Source organism: Caulobacter sp. CCG-8 (genome assembly GCF_037402475.1).
Lineage (GTDB): Bacteria > Pseudomonadota > Alphaproteobacteria > Caulobacterales > Caulobacteraceae > Caulobacter.
This window is the reverse complement of record NZ_JBBEUD010000014.1, coordinates 30587-51375: the sequence shown is the minus strand read 5'-3', so window position 1 is coordinate 51375 and position 20789 is coordinate 30587. Positions and strand designations below refer to the sequence as shown.

Sequence of the window (20789 nt, the reverse complement as noted above, 5' to 3'; positions counted from 1 at the left end):
GGGGCCTGGCATGACCGGCAAGGCGTCCGGCTGGTTCAGCCGCTGGCTGCTGCCCGGCCTGGCGTTCAAGGCCGCCGTCATCGGCGGCGGCTATGCGACCGGACGCGAGATCGCCGAGTTCTTCCTGCCGGCCGGTCCCTGGGGCGGCCTGGCCGGCCTGGCCCTGGCGACGCTGGTCTGGAGCGGCATGTGCGTCCTGACCTTCCTGTTCGCACGGGCCAGCGGGGCGCGGGACTACCGCACCTTCTTCAAGGCCCTGCTGGGGCGCGGCTGGGTCGCCTTCGAGCTGGCCTACGCCCTGTTCGTCGTGCTGGTCCTGGCGGTGTTCGGCGCGGCGGCGGGCGAGATCGGCCACGCGGTGTTCGACGCGCCCCGGTGGGCCGGCATGCTGGCCCTGCTGGCGGGGGTCACCCTGTTCGCCGCGTTCGGCACCCGGGTGGTCGAGCAGCTGTTCGCCTGGGTCTCGATCCTGCTGTACGGCGTCTACGGCGTCTTCCTGGTGCTGGCCCTGACGACCTTCGGCCACGACATCGCCGCCGCCTTCGCCGTCCCGGTCCGGGTCGGGGGCGACGCCCTGGTCGGCGGCGCCACCTACGCCGGCTACAACATCATCGGGGCGGTCATCGTCCTGCCGATGACGCGGCACCTGCTCAGCGACCGCGACGCCGTCGTCGCCGGCCTGGTCGCCGGGCCGCTGGCCATGATCCCGGCCGTCGTCTTCTTCGTCAGCATGTGCGCCTACGCGCCCGAGGTCGGCGGGGCGGCCCTGCCGTCCGACGTGCTGCTGGCCAAGCTGGACCTGCCGGTGTTCCGCCTGCTGTTCCAGCTGATGGTGTTCGCGGCCCTGCTGGAGAGCGGCACGGGGGCGGTCCACGCCATCAACGAGCGCGTCGCCGGCGCCGTCCAGGCCCGGCTGGGGCGGACGTTCGGCGTTCGCGCCCGCGCCCTGTGCGCCCTCGGCCTGCTGGTCTTCTGCATGGTGCTGGCCGAGCGGGTCGGGCTGGTCGGCCTGATCGCCGGCGGGTATCGCCTGCTGGCCTACGCCCTGATCGCCTTCTACGTCGTGCCGCTGGCGACGGTGGGCCTGCTCCAACTCGTCCGACGACGTCCCGCCCTGCTTCCGGAGGTCCCATGATCAGCCTCATCCTCGCCGCCGCCCTGCAGGCCGCGCCGCTTGCTGCTGTTGGGGCCGCCGCCGGTCCCGTCGTCCAGCCGCCCAAGGGCTTCGACGCCCATGTCGAGCAGCTGCGCCAGAAGGTCGGCGCGCCGGGCCTGTCGATCGCCATCGTCGACGAGGGCCAGACCGTGCTGGCCAAGGGTTGGGGCGTGCGCCGGCTGGGCGCGCCCGAGAAGATCGACGCCGACACCCTGTTCATGACGGGCTCGACCGGCAAGGCCTTCACGACCGCCGCCCTGGCCACCCTGGTCGACGCCGGCAAGCTGTCGTGGGACGACAAGGTCGCCGACCGCCTGCCGGGCTTCCAGATGTACGATCCCTGGGTGACGCGCGAGATGACCGTGCGCGACCTGCTGGTCCACCGCAGCGGCCTGGGCCTGGGGCAGGGCGACCTGCTGTTCGTGCCGCGCAGCAACATCCCGCGCGCGGAGGCCGTGCGCCGCCTGCGCTATCTCAAGCCCGCCACCAGCTTCCGCAGCGGCTACGCCTACGACAACGTCCTCTACATGGTGGCCGGCCAGCTGATCGAGGCGGTCAGCGGCCAGACCTGGGAGGACTACACGCGCGAGCACGTACTGGTCGCGGCGGGCATGACCGGCGCGACCACCGACGGGCGCCGCTTCCAGATCGCCAACCGCGCCCAACCGCACGCCCGCATGGACGGCGGCCTGCGCGGGGCGGGGACGCAGGAGGTGCTCGACGAGCGCGACGAGCTGTCCACCGCCGCCGCGCCCGCCGGCGGCATGGCCGTCAGCGCCAACGACATGGCCAAATGGCTGAAGCTGCAGCTGGCCCACGGCGCGCTGCCCGACGGCAAGCGCCTGTTCAGCGAGGCCCAGCACGAGGCCATGTGGCGGCCGGAGGTGATCCAGCCGCTCGACAAGGTCCCGCCGGGCATGGAGGTCACCAAGCCGACCTATTCGCTCTACGCCCTGGGCTGGGAGCTCCAGGACTATCGCGGGACGCAGATCGTCTGGCACAGCGGCGCGGTGTTCGGCTTCAAGACCGTGGTGGTGCTGATCCCCAGCCGCAACGTCGGCTTCTCGATCGAGCTGAACAGCGAGGACGGCGAGCTGCCGCGCGGCCTGATGAACGAGCTGCTGGACCACTATCTGGACCTGAAGCCCGAGCCGTGGACCGACCGCTACATCGCCTACAAGAAGCAGCTGGTCGCCGGGGCGCTGAAGAGCCTGGGCGGCGTGCAGGCCAAGCCGGCGGGCGTGGGGCCGTCGCTGCCGACCGCGAAATATGCCGGAACCTACGCCGATCCCTGGTACGGCGACATCGCGGTGACGCAGGGGCCGGACGGCCTGCGCATCGACTTCAAGTCGACCCCGCGCATGGCCGGCCGGCTGGAGCACTGGCAGTACGACACCTTCATCACCCGCTTCGACGACAAGGCGCTGGAGCCGGCCTACGTCACCTTCGGCCTGGACGCCGACGGCGGTGTCGAGCGCGTGACGATGAAGCCGGTCTCGCCGATCGCCGACTTCAGCTGGGACTACCAGGACCTGCTGTTCACGCCGAAGGCCGCCCGACCGTGACGCGAGCAAGATTCTCTATTAGAGATATAATTCTCTGATCAGAAAATTTCGATTGCCGTCGGTGCGCGTCTGGGCTTAGGTCGTCCGGTCGCGGAAGGGCGAGGGGTGTCCGTCTGAAGACCAGGCGAGGCCTCCGTGAACCAGCTCAGACCCGGACCGCTGCAATCTTCGCGAAGCGCCGCCCCCGTGCGGGACGGCCTGGAGGCGGACCTCCAGATCATGGCGCGGCTCGAGGGCATGCCCCTGCCGACGACCATGGAGATGGCGCGGCTGTTCAACGTCTCGCCGACGACCGCCTTCCGCATGCTTACGCGCCTGCGGCAGAACGGCATGCTCAGGCTGGTGGACCGCGTCCGCCTGCCTGAAGCGGCCTGCCACGGCATCGTCGACCTGCGGACCCGGCTGGCCAGCGCCGGCGACCTGCGGCGGCTGGAGGACAGGCTGGCCGGCGACCCGCACGTCTCCCTCGCCGCCGCCGTCACCGGCAAGCACAGCTACCGCATCACGCTGATCCACGCGACCGCGGCCGAGGCCAACGCCTGGTTCAAGGCCATCCTGACCGAGCCCGCGGTGATCGACGGAACCTTGCGGTTCTGCCGGCCCATCCTCGAGCGCCACCACTACGCCAAGGCCCTCGTCGGGGAAGGCCCTGGCTAGGGTGGCGTTGGATCACAGGGCGTATTTCAGCGTGACCAGCCAGGTCCGGGGATCGGGATAGTTCTTGTAGTAGACCCCGGTGGCCGGCGTGTAGGTGACGCTGACCGGCTCGTCGGAATCCAGCAGGTTGCGGCCCGACAGCACCACGCTCCAGCGCGGGTCCGGGGTCTGCCAGGTGACCACCCCGTTCAGGAAGGTCTGGGCCGGGGCCTCGTCCTGCGGGCGCTGCAGGGCGTTGAAATAGGTCTTGGTCTGGAACTGGGCGTTCAGGCCGACGCGGAGCGCGCCGGGGATCTCGATCGGCACGTCGTAGGTCAGGGCGCCCGAGAGGCTCCAGCGCGGCGAGTTCAGCAGCCGGTGGCCGTCGGCGTTCACCCCGACCCCGCCGGCGTTCTTGTAGGTGTCGTAGACCGCGAACAGGTAGCCCGCCGAGGCCTGGAGGCTCAGGCGCGATGTGGCCCGCACGTCGGCCTCCAGTTCCACGCCGTAGGTGTGGGCCTTGCCGGCGTTGCCCCGGATCGAATTGCCCGGATAGGCCGGGTCGCTGTAGCTGACCTGCAGGTCCTGGTAGTCGTTGTAGAACACCGCCAGGTTCAGCCGCGCGCGGTGGTCCAGCACCTCGGTCTTCAGGCCGGTCTCGTAGGTGTCGACCTCTTCCGGCGCGAAGGGACGGGTGGCCAGGTCCAGCCGCGTGGCGCGGTTGTCGAAGCCGCCCGATTTGAAGCCCTTGGACCAGGTCAGGTACTGCAGGACGTCCGGCGTCCACTGGAACTGGGCCGACAGCTTGGGCGTGACGGCCGAGAAAATCTTGTCGGCCTGGCCGGCGATCGACTGGCCCACCACCTGGCCCTGCAGGTTCAGGACTTTGTTGTCGAAGGTGAATTCCTTCTCCTCGTTGGTCCAGCGCAGGCCGCCCGTGAGGGTCAGGCGGTCGCTGACCGCGTAGCTGGCCTCGCCGAACACCGCGTAGGCGTCGGTGTTGGTGATGTTGTGGGCGCGGGCGAAGCCGTAGTTCCCGGGCGTGACCACCGGGTCGGTCGGCAGGGCGTTGCGGCGGCTGTAGCCGTCGCGCTGAACGAAGAACCGTTCGTGCAGGTAGAACAGGCCGCTGGTGAAGGTCAGCTTGCCGTAGTCGCCGTTCAGCTGGATTTCCTGAGTGGCGTACTGGTCGTTGTAGTGGATCAGGTTCTTCTGGATCAGCGCCGCCTCGCCGTCGTTGTCGTAGTTGACGGGATTGAGGTTGAAGCCGCCGTACGAGGTCACCGACTTCAGTTTCAGGTGGTCGTTCAGGTCGTACTGGATGCGCAGGGCGCCGCTGATCTGGTCCAGGTCCTGGGTCGGCTCGACCTCGGAATAGGAGCGGTCGATGCGGTGCGCGCCGTTGGGCTGGTTGACCGGCACGTAGCTGCGGGTGTCGCTGCGGTCCTTCAGGGCGTTCAGGGTGAACAGCACGTCCCAGCGGTCGGTCGGGGTCCAGCGCAGCTTGCCGCGATAGGCGTCCAGGTCGATGCGGTTGACGTCGTGGTTCAGCGTCGGGTCGAAGGTGACGCCGTCGCGGCTGTGGTGGATGTACGACAGGCTTCCGGCCAGCTTGCCCTCGATCAGCGGCCCTTCGATCAGGCCGCGCACGTCGACGGCGCCGTAGTTGCCCAGGCCCACCTCGGCCTTGGCGCGCAGGGCGTCGCCCGGGTCGCGGGTGATGATGCGCAGGGCGCCGGCGCTGGAGTTGCGGCCGTACAGCGTGCCCTGCGGGCCGCGCAGCACCTCGACCCGCTCCAGGTCGTTGAACTCGACCATCGAGCCGATCTGGCGCGGGATGTAGACGTCGTCGACATAGACGGCCAGCACCGGCTCCTGGATCGGATCGCTCTCGCCTACGCCGCGCAGCGCGTAGGTCTGGGTGGTGTGGCTGATGGTGACGCGGCTGATGGTCAGGTTCGGAATCTGGCCCGCCAGGTCGCGGATGTTGTCCACCTTGCGGTCGGCCAGGACCTGCTGGTTGAAGGCTGAGATGGCGATGGCGGTCTTCTGCAGGTCGGTGGCCCGGCGTTCGGCGGTGACGATCACCTGCTCGACCGCCGGAGCCGCCGTGGCGTCAATCTCGGCGGCGGCCGGCGCCGTCGGCGTCGCGGCTTGGGCCGCGCCGGCCAACGCCAGGGCGGAGGCTCCCACGACCCAGTACAATGCAGCATATCGTGACGACATGATTATCCCCGTTATTGTTCCGAGGGATAAGCATCGAATACAGGTCGCGCCTCAAACCATATAAAATCTATAGACTTTAAGATCAGCTCATATCGTGAACTTAAATATACTCAATGAGCCCTGTTACTTATCGGGCAGGGCGCCGCTCAGGCGGTCGTCCCACAGGGGGCGCACGTCGACCTTTCCGGGGATCAGGCCGGCGGTCGCGAAGGCGTCGGCGACGCCCTGCTGCGAGGCGATGGCCGCGTCGCTGATCCGCAGCAGCCGGGTCGGGGCGCTGCGTTCCCTGAACTCGCGCAGATACAGCGCCGCGGGCACGTTGGTGGCGACGCTGCGGGCCTGGGCCCAGCGCGCGTCGTCGGCGTTGGCCCACTGCGCCGCCTTGGCATAGCGCCCCAGATAGTCGCCCAGGGCCTGGCGCTTGAGCGGATCGTCCAGCGCCGACTTGGCGGCGGCGACCAGGTAGTTGCCCGACAGGATGCCCAGGGCCGTGCGCAGCACCCGCGCTCCGGCCTGGCGCGCCTGCTGCACGACCACGCCGTAGATCACCCAGGCGTCGATCGCCCCGCTGGAGAAGGCCGCCAGCCCGTCCTGCGGCGACAGGGCGACGGGCTTGATGTCGCTCCACGCCAGGCCCGCCTCGTCCAGCAGGCGCAGCAGGATGTAGTGCGAGGTGGTCGCCTTCACATAGCCGATCCGCTTGCCCTTCAGGTCGGCGAAGGCCTGGGCCTTGCTGTCCTTGGGGACCAGCACGACCTGGTTGTTCACGTCGCCCTGCAGCACGGCGACGATACGCACCTGGTTGCTCGGCGATCCGGCGACGAAGATCGGCGGGATCTCGCTCATGCCCCCGATGTCCAGGGCGCCGGCGTTGATGGCCTCGGCGATCAGGTTGCCGCCGGCGAACTCCGACTTGGCGACCTTGTAGGGCGTGTCGGCGACGCCGGCCTGCGGGAAGAAGGCGTCCAGATTGCCGCGATAGGTGGCCGCGCGCAGGGTCAGGTCCTCGAGCGAACCGGGCGCGGAGGATTTGGGCGAGCAGGCGGCCAAGGCCGAGACGCCGGCGACCGACAGGCCCCCAGCGAGGAGGTGGCGACGGGAAAGCGTCATCAGTCGAACAGGTCCGGCTCTTCTTCTGTGACCACGTCCCAGTAGGGCTGGAAGGCCCAGAAGCCGCCGGCCTCGCTGCCGACCTGGCCGGCGGTGTGCTTCGCGACCTCGGGCGGCATCGGCTTGGTGGGGCCGGCGGCCTCGGCCAGCAGCTGGGTCTGGCAGGCGTTCTCCAGCGCTAGATAGCGCCAGACGGCGGCCTCGACCGACTGGCCGACGGTCAGGATGCCGTGGTTCTGCAGGATGACGGCCTTCTTCGACCCCAGGGTCTTGGCGATCTTCTGGCCCTCGCTGGTGTCGAGCACCACGCCGGAGAACTCCTCGAACAGGGCATGGTCCTCGTAGAAGGCGGCCGAGTCCTGGGTCAGCGGGTCCAGCAGCCGGCCCAGGGCCGACCAGGCCTTGCCGTACAGCGAATGCGAGTGGGCGGCGGCCACCACGTCGGGGCGGGCCTCGTGCAGCTGGGAATGGATCGCGAAGGCGGCGCGGTTCAGGCGAGCCGGGACCTTGGCCGGCGGCTGGACGATCTCGCCCGAATGGCTGACCAGCATCAGGTCCGAGACCTTGATGCGCGAGAAGTGCACGCCGAACGGATTGACCCAGAAGTGGTCGGTCAGCTCCGGGTCGCGGGCGGTGATGTGGCCGGCCCCGCCCATGTCGAAGCCGTAGCGCCCGAACAGGCGGTACGAGGCGGCCAAGCGCTGCTTGCGGTACAGCCGCTCCTGCTCGTGGGTGGGCTGGACGGGCAGGACCTTGGAGCCGAACTCCGGCAGTACGGTCTCGATCTTGGCGGGATGCGGCCCCTGGCTCTGGAAGGCCCGGGCGTGGCTGATGGCGGTCATGGCGATGTCCTTCAGTAGCCGCGCGACAGGTCGACGACGTCGGCCAGGGGCGCGCCGGACCGAAAGCGGGCGAGGTTCTCGGCGAAACGGGTCGCCAGATTGATGCGGGTGTCGGGCGTGTGCACCGAGGTGTGCGGCGACAGCCGCACCTTGGGGTGGCTGTAGAACGGATGGCTCTCGGTCAGCGGCTCGGGGTGGGTGACGTCCAGGCTGGCGCGGGAAACGCGGCCGTCGTCCAGGGCCTCCAGCAGGGCCTCGTCGTCGATCAGGGCGCCGCGGGCGATGTTGATCAGGTGCAGGCCGGGCTTGGCGGCGGACAGCACCTCGCGGCCGATCAGGCGCTGGGTCTCCGGCGTGGCGGGGGCGGCCAGCACGACGTGGTCGCTGCGGGCGAACAGCGTCTTCAGGTCGGCCACGCGCTCGACGCCCGGCGTCGGGATCGGCTTGTCCGAACGGCGGGTGGCGATGACGTTCAGGCCCAGGGCCTGGGCGCGCGGGGCCAGGGCCTCGCCGATCGCCCCGAAGCCGACCAGGCCCAGGGTGGTCCCGGCGATCAGCTTCAGCGGCTGGGGCGCCCAGCGCGCGGCCTTGTCGATCCAGATGTCGGGCAGGCGCTTGGCGTCGGCCAGGATCGCGGCCAGGGCGAACTCGGCCAGGGCCACGGCCGACGAGCCGCGCGCCGAGGTCACCACCGGGCCGTCGAACAGCCAGTCGGGGTAGAAGTCGATGCCGACCGAGACCAGCTGCACCCACTGGACGTCGTACGGCCAGCCCTTGGGCGGCTCGGGCGGCAGCACGCCGCCGGCCTTGCGGAACGGGGCGGCGACCAGGACCTTGGCCTGGGCGGGCAGGGGCGCGGCTAGGCCCGGCGGCACGGCCACGATCTCGGCGTCGCCCACGTGCTGGGCGAAGACGCTGTTGAACAGGTCGGGCAGCTGGCTGGCGACGATCAGGCGGCTCATCGCGCGGCCTCGCCGATCTTCGCTTCGTGGGCGGCGAAGGCGGCCTTGCCGGCGCTGGTCAGCACGACGTCGGACTGCGGGGTGTGGACCCGGCCGCACAGCACGTCGCGATGATGGCGCTCCAGGTCGTTGTGACGGGTCAGGCCCGGATTGCCGGTCAGCTTCAGGGCCTTCTCGACCACGCTGATGGCGTTCTCGGTCACCAGGTGCTTGACCAGGCCGGCCTCGACCCCGCCGACCTCGCCGCGCGCGGCCGCGGCCAGCAGCACGTCGTTGGAGAGCAGCAGGCCGTCGATGTCGCCGACCGCCTCCTGGAAGCGGGGCAGGGTCGAGAGCGCCGCGCCCAGGTTGGCCGGCTTGCGGTTGGCCAGGAAGTCGACCAGCCAGTCGCGGGCGGCCCGGGCCTGGGCGTCGTAGATCGCCGCCGTCAGCACCGCCGACCAGGCCGCGAAGCTGGCCGGATACGGCGGCGGGGCGCCGACGGGTTGCGGGTCCAGGGCGTGGTCCAGCGGAACCAGGACATCCTCGAAGACCACGTCGTGGCTGGCGCTGGCCCGCAGGCCCAGGTGATCCCAGGTCTCCTCGATGACGATGCCCGGGGTGTCGGCGCGGACCAGCCAGCCGCCGACCAGGGGTTCGTCGTCGTCCGAACGGGCCCAGACCACGAACCAGGTCAGGGCGGTCGAGCCGGTGGAGTAGATCTTGCGGCCGCTGATCCGCCAGCCCTCGGGCGTGCGGCGGGCGACGGTGGCGGGCAGGCCGCCGCGGGCCGGGGTGCCCAGGTCGGGCTCGACGCGCAGGGCGTTGATCAGGGCCCCGTCGCGGATCGCCTCGCCGATGACCCGCTGCTTCAGATGCTCCGGCCAGCCCGAGCGACCCTCGACCGAGGCGTGGAACAGGTACTGCATGACCAGCACCAGCGCCGTGGCCGGCTCGCCCCGGGCGACGGCGGAGACCACCTTCAGGGCGGTGGGCAGGTCGGCCTCCAGCCCGCCCAGGCGCCGGGGCGCGGTCAGGGCCAGCAGGCCCGCCTCGCGCAAGGCGTCGAAATTGGCGGTCGGGAAGCTGGCCTCGCGGTCGTGGCGCGCGGCCGTCGCGGCGAAGGCGGCGGTGAGGCCGGGCAGGACCGCGTCGAGATCGGGCAGGGCGGACGCTTCAGAATTTCTAGAGATGACCGCGAGGGGCATGAGACATGAGCCGTTACGGCGCGCGCGCCTTTGTTCTTAGAAGGGCGCTTAAATCCTACTGGATCAATAGACTTATCCTCAGGCGTCATATCAGAGTTTCTGATAGACCGGGGCGGGCCGGAGAGCCCGTCAGGCGCGCTCCAGCGCGCTCAGCACGGCCGCCGCGACCTGGACGGCCTGGACGCGGATGTCGGGCACGGCGTTGATCTCCCACAGTGCGCCGCGCGTGATCGGCCCCACGGCAAACAGGGTCGCGTGCGGGCGCCCTCCGGCGTGGATCACGCGATGGCCGGAGTCGATGTCCAGCCCCAGCCGCAGGGGATCGGCGCGGATCAGGCCGCGGTCGGCCAGGGCGGCCAGCAGCGGCTCGGTGGACCGTTCGACGTCCGCCGACGGGCCGGTGCAGTTGACCACCAGGTCCGCCTCCAGCCGCCAGGCGTCGGTCTCGCCGCGCGGACGCCAGACCGCTCCGGCGCGGCCGCCTTCCAGGATGTCGACCCGCTCCAGCTTGCCGGCCAGGACGCGCAGCCGGCCGTCCGTCCGCATCCGCGCCACCTGTTCGGCGATCTGGGGCGACAGGCGGTGGCGGTGCACGTCCCAGAAGGCGCGGGCGTGGCGCAGGAAGGCGGCGCGCCGCTTCAGGCTCCAGCCGCGCCACAGGTCCTGGGAGACCGGCCGCACGGCGTCGATCGCCGTCCGCCAGCCGTGCTGGTCGGCCGCCGCCCTCAGCCAGGCCAGGGCCCGAACGGGCGACAGCGAGGCGTCGGGCGGGGCGGGCAGGGGCGAGGGCGGGTCGCCCTGGTGCTCGCGCGGCGTCAGGCCCCGGCGCGACAGGGCGATCAGGGGGCGGCCCGGCACCAGGCGGTCCAGCGACAGGGCCGCGTCGATCATGGTCAGGCCGCTGCCCAGCAGCAGGATCGGTCCCCGTCCGGCCGGGGCGGTGGCGGGATCCCAGCGCCAGGGATCGGCGACATAGGCGTCGGACGCCTCCAGTTCGGGTCCGACGGCGTCGGGCGCGCGCGGCGGCGGATTGCCGAGGGCCAGGACCACGGCGTCGGCGGCGATCGGCCGACCCATGCCGCAGGTCAGGGTCCAGCCGTCGCCGTCGGGCGCGATCGCCGTGATCTCGTCGGGCGTGATCAGCAGGCGTCCCACCGCTTCCGGCCCTCCGGCCAGGGACGACAGTTGCCGCTGCAGATAGCGGCCGTAGTCGCCGCGCGTCGCGAAGCCGCCCGGGCCGACGTCCAGGGCCTGGTCCTTCAGCCACAGGGCGAAGTCGTCGGGCCGGTCCGGCCAGGCGCTCATATTGCCGGCCCGCACGTTCAGCCGGTGGGCCGGGTCGTCGGTGGCGTAGGCCGGGCCCAGGCCGATCGGGCTGCGCCGCTCGATCAGCGCCACCTTCACCCGTTCGGACTGGCGCAGCAGGTGCAGGGCGGTCATCACGCCGCTGAAGCCGGCGCCGATCACCGCGACGACGGGCGGAGAATCCATATCCCATCTAATAGATAGGATATGGCGCCTAATCCAGCCTCGGGACGAACGCGGCGGCCTCCGTTTCCTCGACCAGTTCGCGCAGCAGGCCCAGCCCGGCGGGCCAGGGGCCGTGCCCGGACTCCACGTTGATGTGGCCGGCCCTGCCGAGGTCGACGAAACGCGCGCCCCATCCCCGGGCGAAGGCGCGCGCCTGGGTGATCTCGACAAACGGATCGTCGCGGCTGGCCACGACCAGGGTCGGGAAGGGCAGTCGCTGGCGCGGCAGCGGCGAGAAGCCCCGCAGGAGCGGGCCCACCGGGCCGTGCCGGTTCACGTCGGCGGGCGCGACCAGCAGGGCGCCGGCGACGCCCCGGCCGGCGCTGATGGCCGCCAGGTGGGCGACTACGGCGCAGCCGAGGCTGTGGGCGATCAGCACCGCGCCGGGGTTGCGACGCACCGCCTCCGCCAGGCCGGCGGTCCACTCGCCCAGGGTCGGCCGCTCCCAGTCCGACTGCTCCACGCGCTCGGCGGTCGGCAGCGTGCGCTGCCAATGGCTCTGCCAGTGGTCCGGACCGGAATTGAACAACCCCGGTACGATGAGGAACGGCGGATCACGCCGGTCCCGGGCCATCGGTCATTCCGCCGCGATCTTCTGAGCGGCCCAGCGATGCTCGGGCACGGGAAGCCCCAGGTGTCCGCGCAGGGTGTCGTGCTCGTACTCGGTGCGGAACAGGCCCTTGGCCTGCAGAAGGGGCACGACCTTCTCGCGGAACAGGGCGAAGTCGCCCGGACCGGTGACGTGCAGGATGAAGCCGTCCACGGCCCGGCCAACGAACCAGCGCTCGATCTCGTCGGCGACGGTCTGGGGCGAGCCGACGAAGTTGGCCTTCCAGCGCCCGAAGCGTTCGGCGGCCTGGCGCACGGTCAGGTTCTCGGCCTGGGCGATCCGGACGATGCGCTCGGCGTGGCCCTTGTAGCTGTTGAGGCTGAGCTTGCTGACGTCCGGGAACGGGCCGTCCAGTGGGTACTGCTTGAAGTCGTGGTAGCCGAAGGCCCGGCCCAGCTCGACCAGCAGCTTGTCGATCTCGCGGCTTCCCGCCTTGGCCTCGGCGATGGCCTGGGCCTCCTCGTCGGTGTCGGCGATGATCGGGGCGATGCCCGGCAGGACGCTGATGTGGTCGGGATCGCGGCCCAGGGCCGCGGCGCGGGCCTTGAGGTCGGCGTAGTACTCCACGGCGTCCTCGAAGGTGTCGACGCCGGCGAAGACCCCTTCGGCGATGCGCGCGCCCAGATCGCGACCCGGACCGCTGACCCCAGCCTGGAAGATCACCGGCTGGCCCTGGGGCGAGCGCGACAGGGCCAGCGGACCGGCCACCGAGAAGTGCTTGCCCTTGTGGTTCAGCGCGTGCTGCTTGGTCTTGTCCAGGAAGACGCCCGCGGCCTTGTCGCGCGGGAAGGCGTCGTCCTCGTAGCTGTCCCACAGGCCCTGAACGACATCGACGAACTCGCCGGCCCGCTCGTAGCGCTCGCCATGCTCGAAGTGCTCATCGCGACCGTAGTTGCGCGCGGCGCCCTCCAGGCCGGTGGTCACCACGTTCCAGCCGGCGCGGCCCTTGCTGATGTGGTCAAGCGAACCGAACTGGCGGGCCACGTTGTAGGGCTCCCAGTAGGAGGTGGTCAGGGTGCCGACGAGACCGATCTTCGACGTCGAGACCGCGACGGCCGACAGCAGGGTCAGGGGCTCGAGGCGGTTGAGGAAGTGGGGCGCGGTGTCCGGGGTGATGAACGGGCTGTCGACGATGAACACCAGGTCGAACTTGGCGGCCTCGGCCAGGCGCGCGTTGTCGATGTACCAGTTGATGTCGATGCTGGCGTCGCCGGGCAGGGCCGGGTCGCGCCAGCGGGTGTGGTCGGTGCCGACCCCGGCCAGGATCGCGCCGAGTTTCAGTTGGCGGGTGGGGTTCTGCGTCATGGGGAAGCCTTCGAGTTGAAGGCCGACGCTACGATCCGACGGCGGGCGGCGATAACGAGCACTGCTGAACAGCCCGATTTGCCCTGTTTAACTGAGGGATGAAAACATCAAGGATTACAGGGTGTTTTCGGTTTTCTTTCGCCGCTTCGAGGAAAATTGCGGCGGCTACCACGACCGACGGACGGTGAGGGTCAAGGTGCGCGGCGTCGCGCCGTAGATCTGGTCGCGACCGAAGGCGCTGGAGATCGCCCGGTCGGGCGTCTCCTTGTCGAAGACGTTGCGCACGGCCAGCGCCAGGCTGGTCGGCCCGTGGTCGATCGTCAGGGTCACGGTGTCGAGCGCGCCGGCGGGCAGGTACAGATAGTCCGGGTCGTCGGGGCGGAAGGCCGAGGTGAGAGCCGAGCGCCGCTCGTTCTGCCAGCTGAGCAGGGCCGAGGTGTCGGGCCCCAGGGCGTGGCGATAGGCCAGGGTCGCGGTGTGCCGATAGCGCGGGATGTTCGGCGCCCGGTCGCCGGGCTCGGCCTGGAACTCCGCCCGCGCCAGATCGGAGACGCTGGTCAGGCGGGCGTCGGTGAAGGCGCTGTTGAACTCCAGGGTGAAGCCGCGACTGAGGTTGGCCTTGAGGGCCGCTTCCAGGCCCTGGATCCGCGTGGAGCCGATGTTCATCACATAGCTGAACGCGCCCTTGGGCGTGGCGTTGGCGAACTGCATGTCGTGGAAGTCGATGTGGAAGGCCGCCGCCTCGACGACCACGGCATTGCGCAGCAGTGCGCGGCGGGCGCCGATCTCGTAGTTCCACAGGTGGTCCGGGGTGAAGGTCTGCACCGCCTGGGCCGGGTCGGGGGTGGTGTTGACGCCGCCGGGCCGCGCGCCTTGCGAGGCCTGGAGATAGAGCGCGCCGTCGTCGTCCAGCCGCCATTCGGCGCGGACCCGCAGGTTGAACTCGCCGCCGTCGGCCGCGCGCTCGGGCATCGAAGTGGTCGAGCCGCTGATGATGTTGGGGATCAGCACGTCGGTCCAGGCCGCCCGCCGGGTGGCGGCGTAGCGGCCGCCCGCGGTCAGGATCAGCCGCTCGCCGATCGGCTGGACCAGTTGGGCGAAGACGGCCGCCTGGTTGAAGCGCGACCCCAGGGTCCTAAGGCCGGTGTAGCCGGCGGCCTCGTCGACCTGGCCCTGGTCGTCCAGGACGTGGGCGGCGCTGCGCGTGTGCTCGCGGCGGCGCTCGAAGAACAGGCCGGCCGTCCAGCGCCCCGACCCCAGGTCGCCGTCGGCGCGCAGCTCTTGGACCAGCGACTGGATCTCGGTGGCCTGGACCAGCACGCTGGGCGCGCGGCTGTTGACGTAGGCGGCGTAGGCGTCGATCTGCTGGGGGCCGCACTCGGCCTCGATCGCGAAGTAGCGTCGGCAGCCGGCCGGGTCGTCGGCCAGGCCCAGGACCACCTGGCTGGAATCCAGCCGCCGGCCCAGGTTCCAGCCGTAATAGGCCGTCGTGCTGGTGAGCACGGTGTGGGGCAGGCGCAGCGTCAGGGTCAGGCTGGACAGGCCCAGGTCGTGGTCGCTGCTGTTGAGGCTGTAGCGGTCGGACAGTCCGGGTCCCAGCGCGCCGTTCCAGACCGAGGTGTCGCCGATCCGGCGCTGCTGGTAGACGGCCAGGCCCGACGCCTCGAGCCGGTCCGACAGCCGGGCCTTGACGGCCACGCGCACACCCTGGGTCGTCTCGTCGTTGGTGTCGTCGCGGCCCAGGCGGACGTTGTCGATATAGCCGCCGTTGTCGCGGCGGTAAGCCACTAGGCGGACGGCCAGGTCGTCGTTGACCGGCAGGTTCTCGGCCACCGCGACCATGCCGCCCGCCGCGCCGCCGCGGACGAAGCGGGCCTGCAGGTTGGCGCTCCCGGCGTAGCGGCCCAGCACGGCCGGGTTGGGTTCGATGCGCAGTTCGCCGCCGATCGCCCCGGCGCCGTGGTCGAAGCCCTGGGGGCCGCGCAGGACATCGACGTGGTTGATGTCCACCAGGGCCAGGTCCGGCGTCACCAGGCCCGGGTCCGAGTTGGTGCCGGACGGACCCGAGACCGGGGCGCCGCCGAAATAGACCGGGGTCGTCGCCTCGCCCGCGCCGTACACCCCCCGCAGGGCCAGCTTCAGCTGGCCGGCCCCGGACGGCAGGGCGTTGAGGGCGGGCGACAGGCGGGCGACCTCGCCGGGGTCGAAGACGCCGCCGCCGGCCAGGACGCGGGCGCTCAGGCGCTCGACATTGGGCGGGGCCTCGTCGGAGACGGCGGTGACGATCACGGTGTCGACGGGGGTGGACTCGCCGGCGGACAGGCGCGGGCGTTCGGTCGTCGCGACCTGGGGCGCGGGGGGCGGCGCGCGGGCGGTGATCAGGATCATCCGCTCGCCGACGATGCGGTAGTCGAGGTCGGACCCGCGCAGCAGCCGCTCCAGCGCCTCCTCGACCGTGAAGGTCCCGTTCAGGCCGGCCGTGCGCCGGTCCTCGACGACGGCCGCCGAGAACAGAACCTGCTTGCCGCTCTGCAGCGCCACCCGCTTGATCGCCTCGGCCAGGCTGGACGCCGGGATGGCGAACGCCTGACGGGGCCCGGCCGGCGCTGCTCCGGCGGGCTGGGGCGCAAGGGCCGAAGACGCGGCGAGGGCGCCCAGGAGGAAAAGAATTGCGCGCGTCAAGGGAGGTTGTCGAATAGTATATCTTAAGTTGATTTGACGATAGATGTGAATGGCCGTGGTATAACAGTGTACTCAGATTGAGCGCCAATGATGCATAGCGCGGATCATTGGGCAAAAATCTAAAGGTGCTGGCGAAACGCGCGATCGCGACTTGACGCGAGGCGGGGCAGGGGTGAACCGGGGCGGGTGTTCGCGAAACGGGCGATAAGCGGGGCAGGGGAGCCGTCTCCGGCGCAGACCGAGGTCTGGCGGTACGCGCCGATGCTGCGTGGCTATTTCATGCGGCGGAGGGGCGGCGACGTCGACGATCTGGTCCAGGAGGTTCTGCTGCGCATCGAGCGGCGGCAGAGCAAGGAGCCCATCGACAATATCGAGGGCTACCTCTTCCAGGTGGCGTCCAGCGTCCTGAACGACACCCTGCGGGCCGACCGGTCCCGCCAGCGCTCCAAGCACACCGAACTCACGGAATTTCATCACCCCGTTGAGGTTTTGTCGCCGGATCGCGTCTTGGAAGGGAAGCAACAGCTGGCCCTGGCCCTGAGCGTCCTGGAATCGATGCCCGAGCGGTCCCGGCAGGCGTTCATCCTCGTCCGGTTCGAGCAGATGAGCTATTCGGCGGCGAGCCGCGTGATGGGGATCTCCGTCAGCGCGGTCGAGAAACACATCATGAAGGTGGTTCGGCGACTGACCGAGCGCCTGCGGAGCGACGATGATCCAGGACGGAACGATGCGAACGGTTGACGAGCAGGCGCTGGACGCCGCCGCCGGCTGGCACGCGCGTCTGGGATCGGGGCGGGTCAGCGCCCGCGAACAGCAGGACTTCGACGCCTGGATCGACGCGGCGCCGGAACACCGGAAGGCCTGGGACGAAACCCAGAGCGCCTGGGCGCTGGTGGGCGAGCTGGCCGATCATCCCGCACTGGCCCAGGCCCGTCGCCAGGCGCGCAAGCCCGCCGCCCCGCGCTATTGGGCGCCGGTCGCGATCGCCGCCGGTCTGGCCGCCGCCGTGGCGCTGGGCGTCACCTGGAAGGCCCTGGCGCCGGCCAGCCTCGCGCCGGCCGAGCAGGCGCAAGTGGCCGCGATCGACTATGCGACGCCGGTCGCCCAGGTCCGCCGCGTCGCCCTGGCGGACGGCACGGTGGTCATGCTCGACGCCGATTCCGCGATCTCCGCCGCCTTCGACGGCAAGACGCGTCGCGTGACCCTTTCGCGCGGGCGGGCCCAGTTCCAGGTCGCCCACGACGCGGCCCACCCCTTCGTGGTCACGGCCCAGGGGCGCAGCGTCACGGCGCTGGGCACGGTGTTCGACGTTGACCTCGAGCCCGCGGCCGTCACGGTGACCCTGCTGCAGGGCAAGGTGGCGGTGCGCGAACTGACGGCCCGCCAGGACGCCCGCCAGGCCATACTGGCGCCGGGCGAGCGGCTGGTCGCGCCCGGCCAGGGCGCCTGGTCGCGGCGCGCGATCGACACGACCCAGGCCGCCCGCTGGCTGAAGGGCGACCTGGTGTTCGACGAGAGCGAGCTGGGCGCGGTGGCCGCCGAACTGAACCGCTATTCCAGCCGCAAGCTGGTGCTGGCTGACGCGGGCCTGGCCCGCACGCCGATCAGCGGCGTGTTCCGGGCCGGCGACCCCGAAGCCCTGGCCGAAGGCCTGGCGGCCAGCGGCGTCGCCCGTGTCGCGCGGCGCTCGCCCGACCAGATCGTCCTGACCAAACCCTAGGCGTCCGGCGCCCCGTCCTCCGGAAAATTCGCCCCCGCGAAGAAAAAACGTCGGGTGGGGGTGAGGGACCTTCCGCCGCTTACGTCTGACTTTGCGGCCGTCAGGGGTCCCGGATATGCACCCGGGCGCACGGTCGTCGGTCGAGGGGATAAAATCGCAATGAACACCAGGACTTCCATCCGCGCCGCCATGCTTGTGACGACGGCGCTCACCGCTTCGGTCTGGAGCGGCCAGGCGCTGGCCCGCCAGACGGCGACGCCGCAGGACGATGCCGCCGCGGTCGAGGAGATCATAGTCGTCGGCACCCGCATCGAGGGCTCGAAGGTCACCGCGGCCCTGCCCGTGACCTCGATCGACGCCAAGCAGATCGAGGCGATCGGCGCGACGTCGGGCGACGACCTGTTCCGGGCGATCCCCCAGATGGGCGACGTCAACTACAACTCCAGCTACATCCCCAATAGCAGCAACTCGGCGCGGGGCGACATCGGTTCGGTGAACCTGCGCAACCTGGGTTCGGGCAACACCCTGGTCCTGCTGAACGGCCGCCGCGTCGTGGCGCACCCGACCAGCCAGGCCGACGGCTCCAACCTGGTGCCGGTGATCACCTTCAACACCAACGCCATCCCCACCACCGGCCTGTCGCGCCTGGAAGTGCTGCGTGACGGCGCCGGCGCCATCTACGGCTCGGACGCGGTGGCCGGCGTGGTCAACACCGTGCTGAAGGACAACTACAGCGGCGTCGAGGCCGAGGCCCAGTACGGCATGGCCGAGGGCACGCACCTGAAGGAGTACGGCCTGAACGTCCTGGCCGGCCACAACTTCGAGCGCGGCAACGTCACCGTGTTCCTGAACTACAACCAGCGCACGGCCCTGCGGTCGGGCGACCAGGACTTCACCGCCTCGGCCGACAAGCGTCCGCTGTTCGCGGGCACCCGCTTCGACGGCGCCGCCTCGCTGGACGGCCGGGCCACGACCACGCCCTGGGGCAACTTCACCGCCGCGGCCCGCGTGACGCAGAACGGCACGGCCATCACCAGCTCGGCCGGCGCCTTCCACATCCAGCCGACCACCAATCCGGGCTGCCTGGCCAGCGCCGGCTCGGGCATCTGCTACGACGACGGCACGGTGGCCACCTCGGGCGACGACCGCAACCTGCGCTATGACCCGCAGGCGGGCGCGGGCACCTCGATCATGCCCGAGCTGAAGCGTCTGAACATTTATCTGACGGGCAACTACGACATCACCGAGAACGTCCGGGCCTACGGTGAGGTCGGCTACTACACGGCCACCACCCACGCTTTCCAGAGCCCGGTCTACATGACCTCGGCCCAGGTCGTGACGGTTCCCACCACCAACTACTGGAACCCCTTCGGCCCGACCACCTTCAACGGCGTGGCCAACCCGAACCGTCTGCCGGGCATCAACGCCCCGGCCGGCGGCCTGAACGTGACGATGGCCAGCTACAGCTTCGCCGACCTCGGCCCGGCCAAGGTCGACGTCAAGAACACCCAGAGCCGCTTCCTGGGCGGCTTCAAGGGCGAGAAGTTCGGCTGGCATTGGGACACGGCGCTGCTCTATTCGCAGGCCGAGGTGAAGGACACCTCCGACGGCATCAGCGCGACCCTGCTCCAGAAGCAGCTCGCCCTGTCCACGCCCGACGCCTACAACCCGTTCAACGGCGGCAACCTGGCCAATCCCAGCGTCGGCGACGGCACGCCCAGCAACGCCGCGTCGCGTAACGCCATCATGGTCAAGAGCACGCGCGACAGCACCAGCACCCTGGCGTCGTGGGACTTCCGGGTCTCCAAGGCCGACCTGTTCCACCTGCCGGCCGGCGACGTCGGCGTGGCGGCCGGGATCGAGGCGCGCCGCGAGACCCAGAAGGACGATCGCGACGCCCGCGTGGACGGCACGATCAAGTTCAAGAACACGGTCACTGGCGTCACCTATGACAGCGACCTGATCGGCACCAGCACCTCGCCCGACACCAAGGGCCACCGCACCGTGGCCTCGGCCTACGCCGAACTGGCCGTGCCGGTGATCTCGCCGGAGATGGGCATCCCGCTGGTCCGCAATGTCGAGATGCAGCTGGCCGGCCGCTACGAGGACTACAGCGACGTCGGCGACGTGGCCAAGCCCAAGGTCGCCGTGGCCTGGGACCTGGTCGATGGCCTGCGCCTGCGCGGTTCGTGGTCGGAGGGCTTCAAGGCCCCCAACCTCGAGCAGATCAACGCCACGGTGGTGACCCGCTCGAACACCCGCACCGACTATGTGCGCTGCGAGGCCGACCTGCAGGCGGGCCGCATCTCCAGCTTCAGCAACTGCACCCGCACCCAGAGCACGGCCGCCCAGCGGTCGGGCAATCCGGACCTGAAGCCGGAAACCTCGACCTCGACCGGCTTCGGCGTGGTGTTCGAGCCGAAGTTCATCGACGACCAGTTCGGCCACTTCACCTTCACCGTCGACTACTGGCGCGTGAAGCAGAAGGGCATCGTCGGCATCTTCGGCGAGGGCAACGCCCTGATCCTGGACTACCTGGAGCGCATGTCGGGCGGCTCGAACCCGAACGTCGTGCGCGCGGCCCCCACCGCCGACGACATCGCCGCCTTCAACGGCACGACCCTGACGCCGGTCGGCACGGTGCTGTACGTCAAGGACCAGTACGAGAACCTGCTGCCGCAGGAAGCCCGCGGCATCGACTACAATCTGATGTGGCGCCTGCACGGCACCCGGTTCGGCGACTTCGACGTGAACATCGGCGCGGCCCAGCTGCTGAAGTTCTACCAGTCGCCGTCGCCGGCCATCGCCGAACTGCTGGCCGCGCGCTCGGCCGGCAAGATCAACGCCGGCACGACCATCACTGGGGGCGGCGATCTGCTCAAGCAGAACGGCAAGCCCGAGCTGAAGTGGACCGCCGCCCTGACCTGGCGCCTCGACCAGGTCACCGTCGGCGCCTTCACGCAATACACCAGCGACGTGCAGGACACCTCGCTGCTCGACTCGGCGGGCGCGGCCTGGACCGTCGACTCCCAGCTGACCGGAAATCTGTACGCCCAGTACGATTTCACGGACGGTTGGGCGTCCGACACCAGCCTCAAGCTGGGCGTGCGGAACATCACCGACGAGAAGCCCCCCCTCTCGTCGAACGGGTACATGGGCAGCCTCTACCAGCCCTACGCCCGGTACTGGTACGCCAGCATCCGCAAGCGCTTCTAGTCCACGCTCCCGAGGCCCCGGCGTCATCCCCCCCGACGCCGG

General features: G+C 70.3%; 15 protein-coding genes. 6 read left to right on the top strand and 9 right to left on the bottom strand.

The annotated features are described in order from the left end of the window. Nucleotides 1–10 precede the first annotated feature (10 nt). The 3 genes from WAE60_RS14880 to WAE60_RS14870 all read left to right on the top strand — a co-directional run bounded on the left by WAE60_RS14880 (nucleotide 11) and on the right by WAE60_RS14870 (nucleotide 3378). Nucleotides 11–1135, top strand: a complete 1125-nt coding sequence (locus WAE60_RS14880; protein ID WP_337687350.1) for a hypothetical protein — start codon at nucleotides 11–13, stop codon at nucleotides 1133–1135. Then, nucleotides 1132–2721: a serine hydrolase gene (locus tag WAE60_RS14875; protein WP_337687349.1), complete on the top strand. Its 1590-nt coding sequence runs from the start codon at nucleotides 1132–1134 to the stop codon at nucleotides 2719–2721. Before WAE60_RS14880 ends, WAE60_RS14875 begins: the two co-directional genes overlap by 4 nt. Before the next feature lie 135 nt (nucleotides 2722–2856). Next, a complete protein-coding gene (locus tag WAE60_RS14870) occupies nucleotides 2857–3378 on the top strand; it encodes a hypothetical protein (protein ID WP_337687348.1) in 522 nt (173 codons plus the stop codon). A gap of 12 nt (nucleotides 3379–3390) precedes the next feature. Here the strand turns inward: WAE60_RS14870 and WAE60_RS14865 are convergent, their stop codons facing one another. The 9 genes from WAE60_RS14865 to WAE60_RS14825 form a co-directional block, all read right to left on the bottom strand. Then, nucleotides 3391–5583, bottom strand: a complete 2193-nt coding sequence (locus WAE60_RS14865; protein WP_337687347.1) for a TonB-dependent receptor — start codon at nucleotides 5581–5583, stop codon at nucleotides 3391–3393. 123 nt (nucleotides 5584–5706) lie between these two features. Beyond that, on the bottom strand, nucleotides 5707–6693 hold the full coding sequence (locus tag WAE60_RS14860) for an ABC transporter substrate-binding protein (RefSeq protein ID WP_337687345.1): 987 nt from the start codon (nucleotides 6691–6693) through the stop codon (nucleotides 5707–5709). After that, entirely contained in the window at nucleotides 6693–7535 is an 843-nt protein-coding gene (locus WAE60_RS14855) for a class II aldolase/adducin family protein (RefSeq protein ID WP_337687344.1), read from the bottom strand. Before WAE60_RS14855 ends, WAE60_RS14860 begins: the two co-directional genes overlap by 1 nt. A gap of 11 nt (nucleotides 7536–7546) precedes the next feature. Next, nucleotides 7547–8497 (bottom strand): D-isomer specific 2-hydroxyacid dehydrogenase family protein, encoded by a 951-nt coding sequence (locus WAE60_RS14850; protein WP_337687342.1) that lies wholly within the window; start codon nucleotides 8495–8497, stop codon nucleotides 7547–7549. Further along, entirely contained in the window at nucleotides 8494–9684 is a 1191-nt protein-coding gene (locus WAE60_RS14845) for an acyl-CoA dehydrogenase family protein (protein ID WP_337687339.1), read from the bottom strand. Before WAE60_RS14845 ends, WAE60_RS14850 begins: the two co-directional genes overlap by 4 nt. Before the next feature lie 129 nt (nucleotides 9685–9813). Next, the gene (locus tag WAE60_RS14840) at nucleotides 9814–11175 is read right to left on the bottom strand and encodes an FAD-dependent oxidoreductase (protein ID WP_337687337.1); all 1362 of its coding nucleotides are present in this window, start codon (nucleotides 11173–11175) and stop codon (nucleotides 9814–9816) included. 28 nt (nucleotides 11176–11203) lie between these two features. Next, nucleotides 11204–11788, bottom strand: coding sequence for an alpha/beta hydrolase (locus tag WAE60_RS14835; RefSeq protein WP_029912832.1), 585 nt, complete (start codon nucleotides 11786–11788; stop codon nucleotides 11204–11206). 3 nt (nucleotides 11789–11791) lie between these two features. Continuing rightward, nucleotides 11792–13129: an LLM class flavin-dependent oxidoreductase gene (locus WAE60_RS14830; protein ID WP_029912835.1), complete on the bottom strand. Its 1338-nt coding sequence runs from the start codon at nucleotides 13127–13129 to the stop codon at nucleotides 11792–11794. Between the two features lie 165 nt (nucleotides 13130–13294). Continuing rightward, complete coding sequence (locus WAE60_RS14825) at nucleotides 13295–15811, bottom strand: TonB-dependent receptor (RefSeq protein WP_337687336.1); 2517 nt, start codon at nucleotides 15809–15811, stop codon at nucleotides 13295–13297. Between the two features lie 261 nt (nucleotides 15812–16072). On the opposite strand from WAE60_RS14825, the gene WAE60_RS14820 reads away from it, so the two are divergent. From WAE60_RS14820 to WAE60_RS14810, 3 genes are all read left to right on the top strand, one after another. After that, the gene (locus WAE60_RS14820) at nucleotides 16073–16552 is read left to right on the top strand and encodes a sigma-70 family RNA polymerase sigma factor (protein WP_337687335.1); all 480 of its coding nucleotides are present in this window, start codon (nucleotides 16073–16075) and stop codon (nucleotides 16550–16552) included. Beyond that, a complete protein-coding gene (locus WAE60_RS14815) occupies nucleotides 16539–17531 on the top strand; it encodes a FecR domain-containing protein (protein WP_337687332.1) in 993 nt (330 codons plus the stop codon). Before WAE60_RS14820 ends, WAE60_RS14815 begins: the two co-directional genes overlap by 14 nt. A gap of 159 nt (nucleotides 17532–17690) precedes the next feature. Continuing rightward, nucleotides 17691–20747: a TonB-dependent receptor gene (locus WAE60_RS14810; RefSeq protein WP_029912848.1), complete on the top strand. Its 3057-nt coding sequence runs from the start codon at nucleotides 17691–17693 to the stop codon at nucleotides 20745–20747. Nucleotides 20748–20789: the final 42 nt, after the last annotated feature.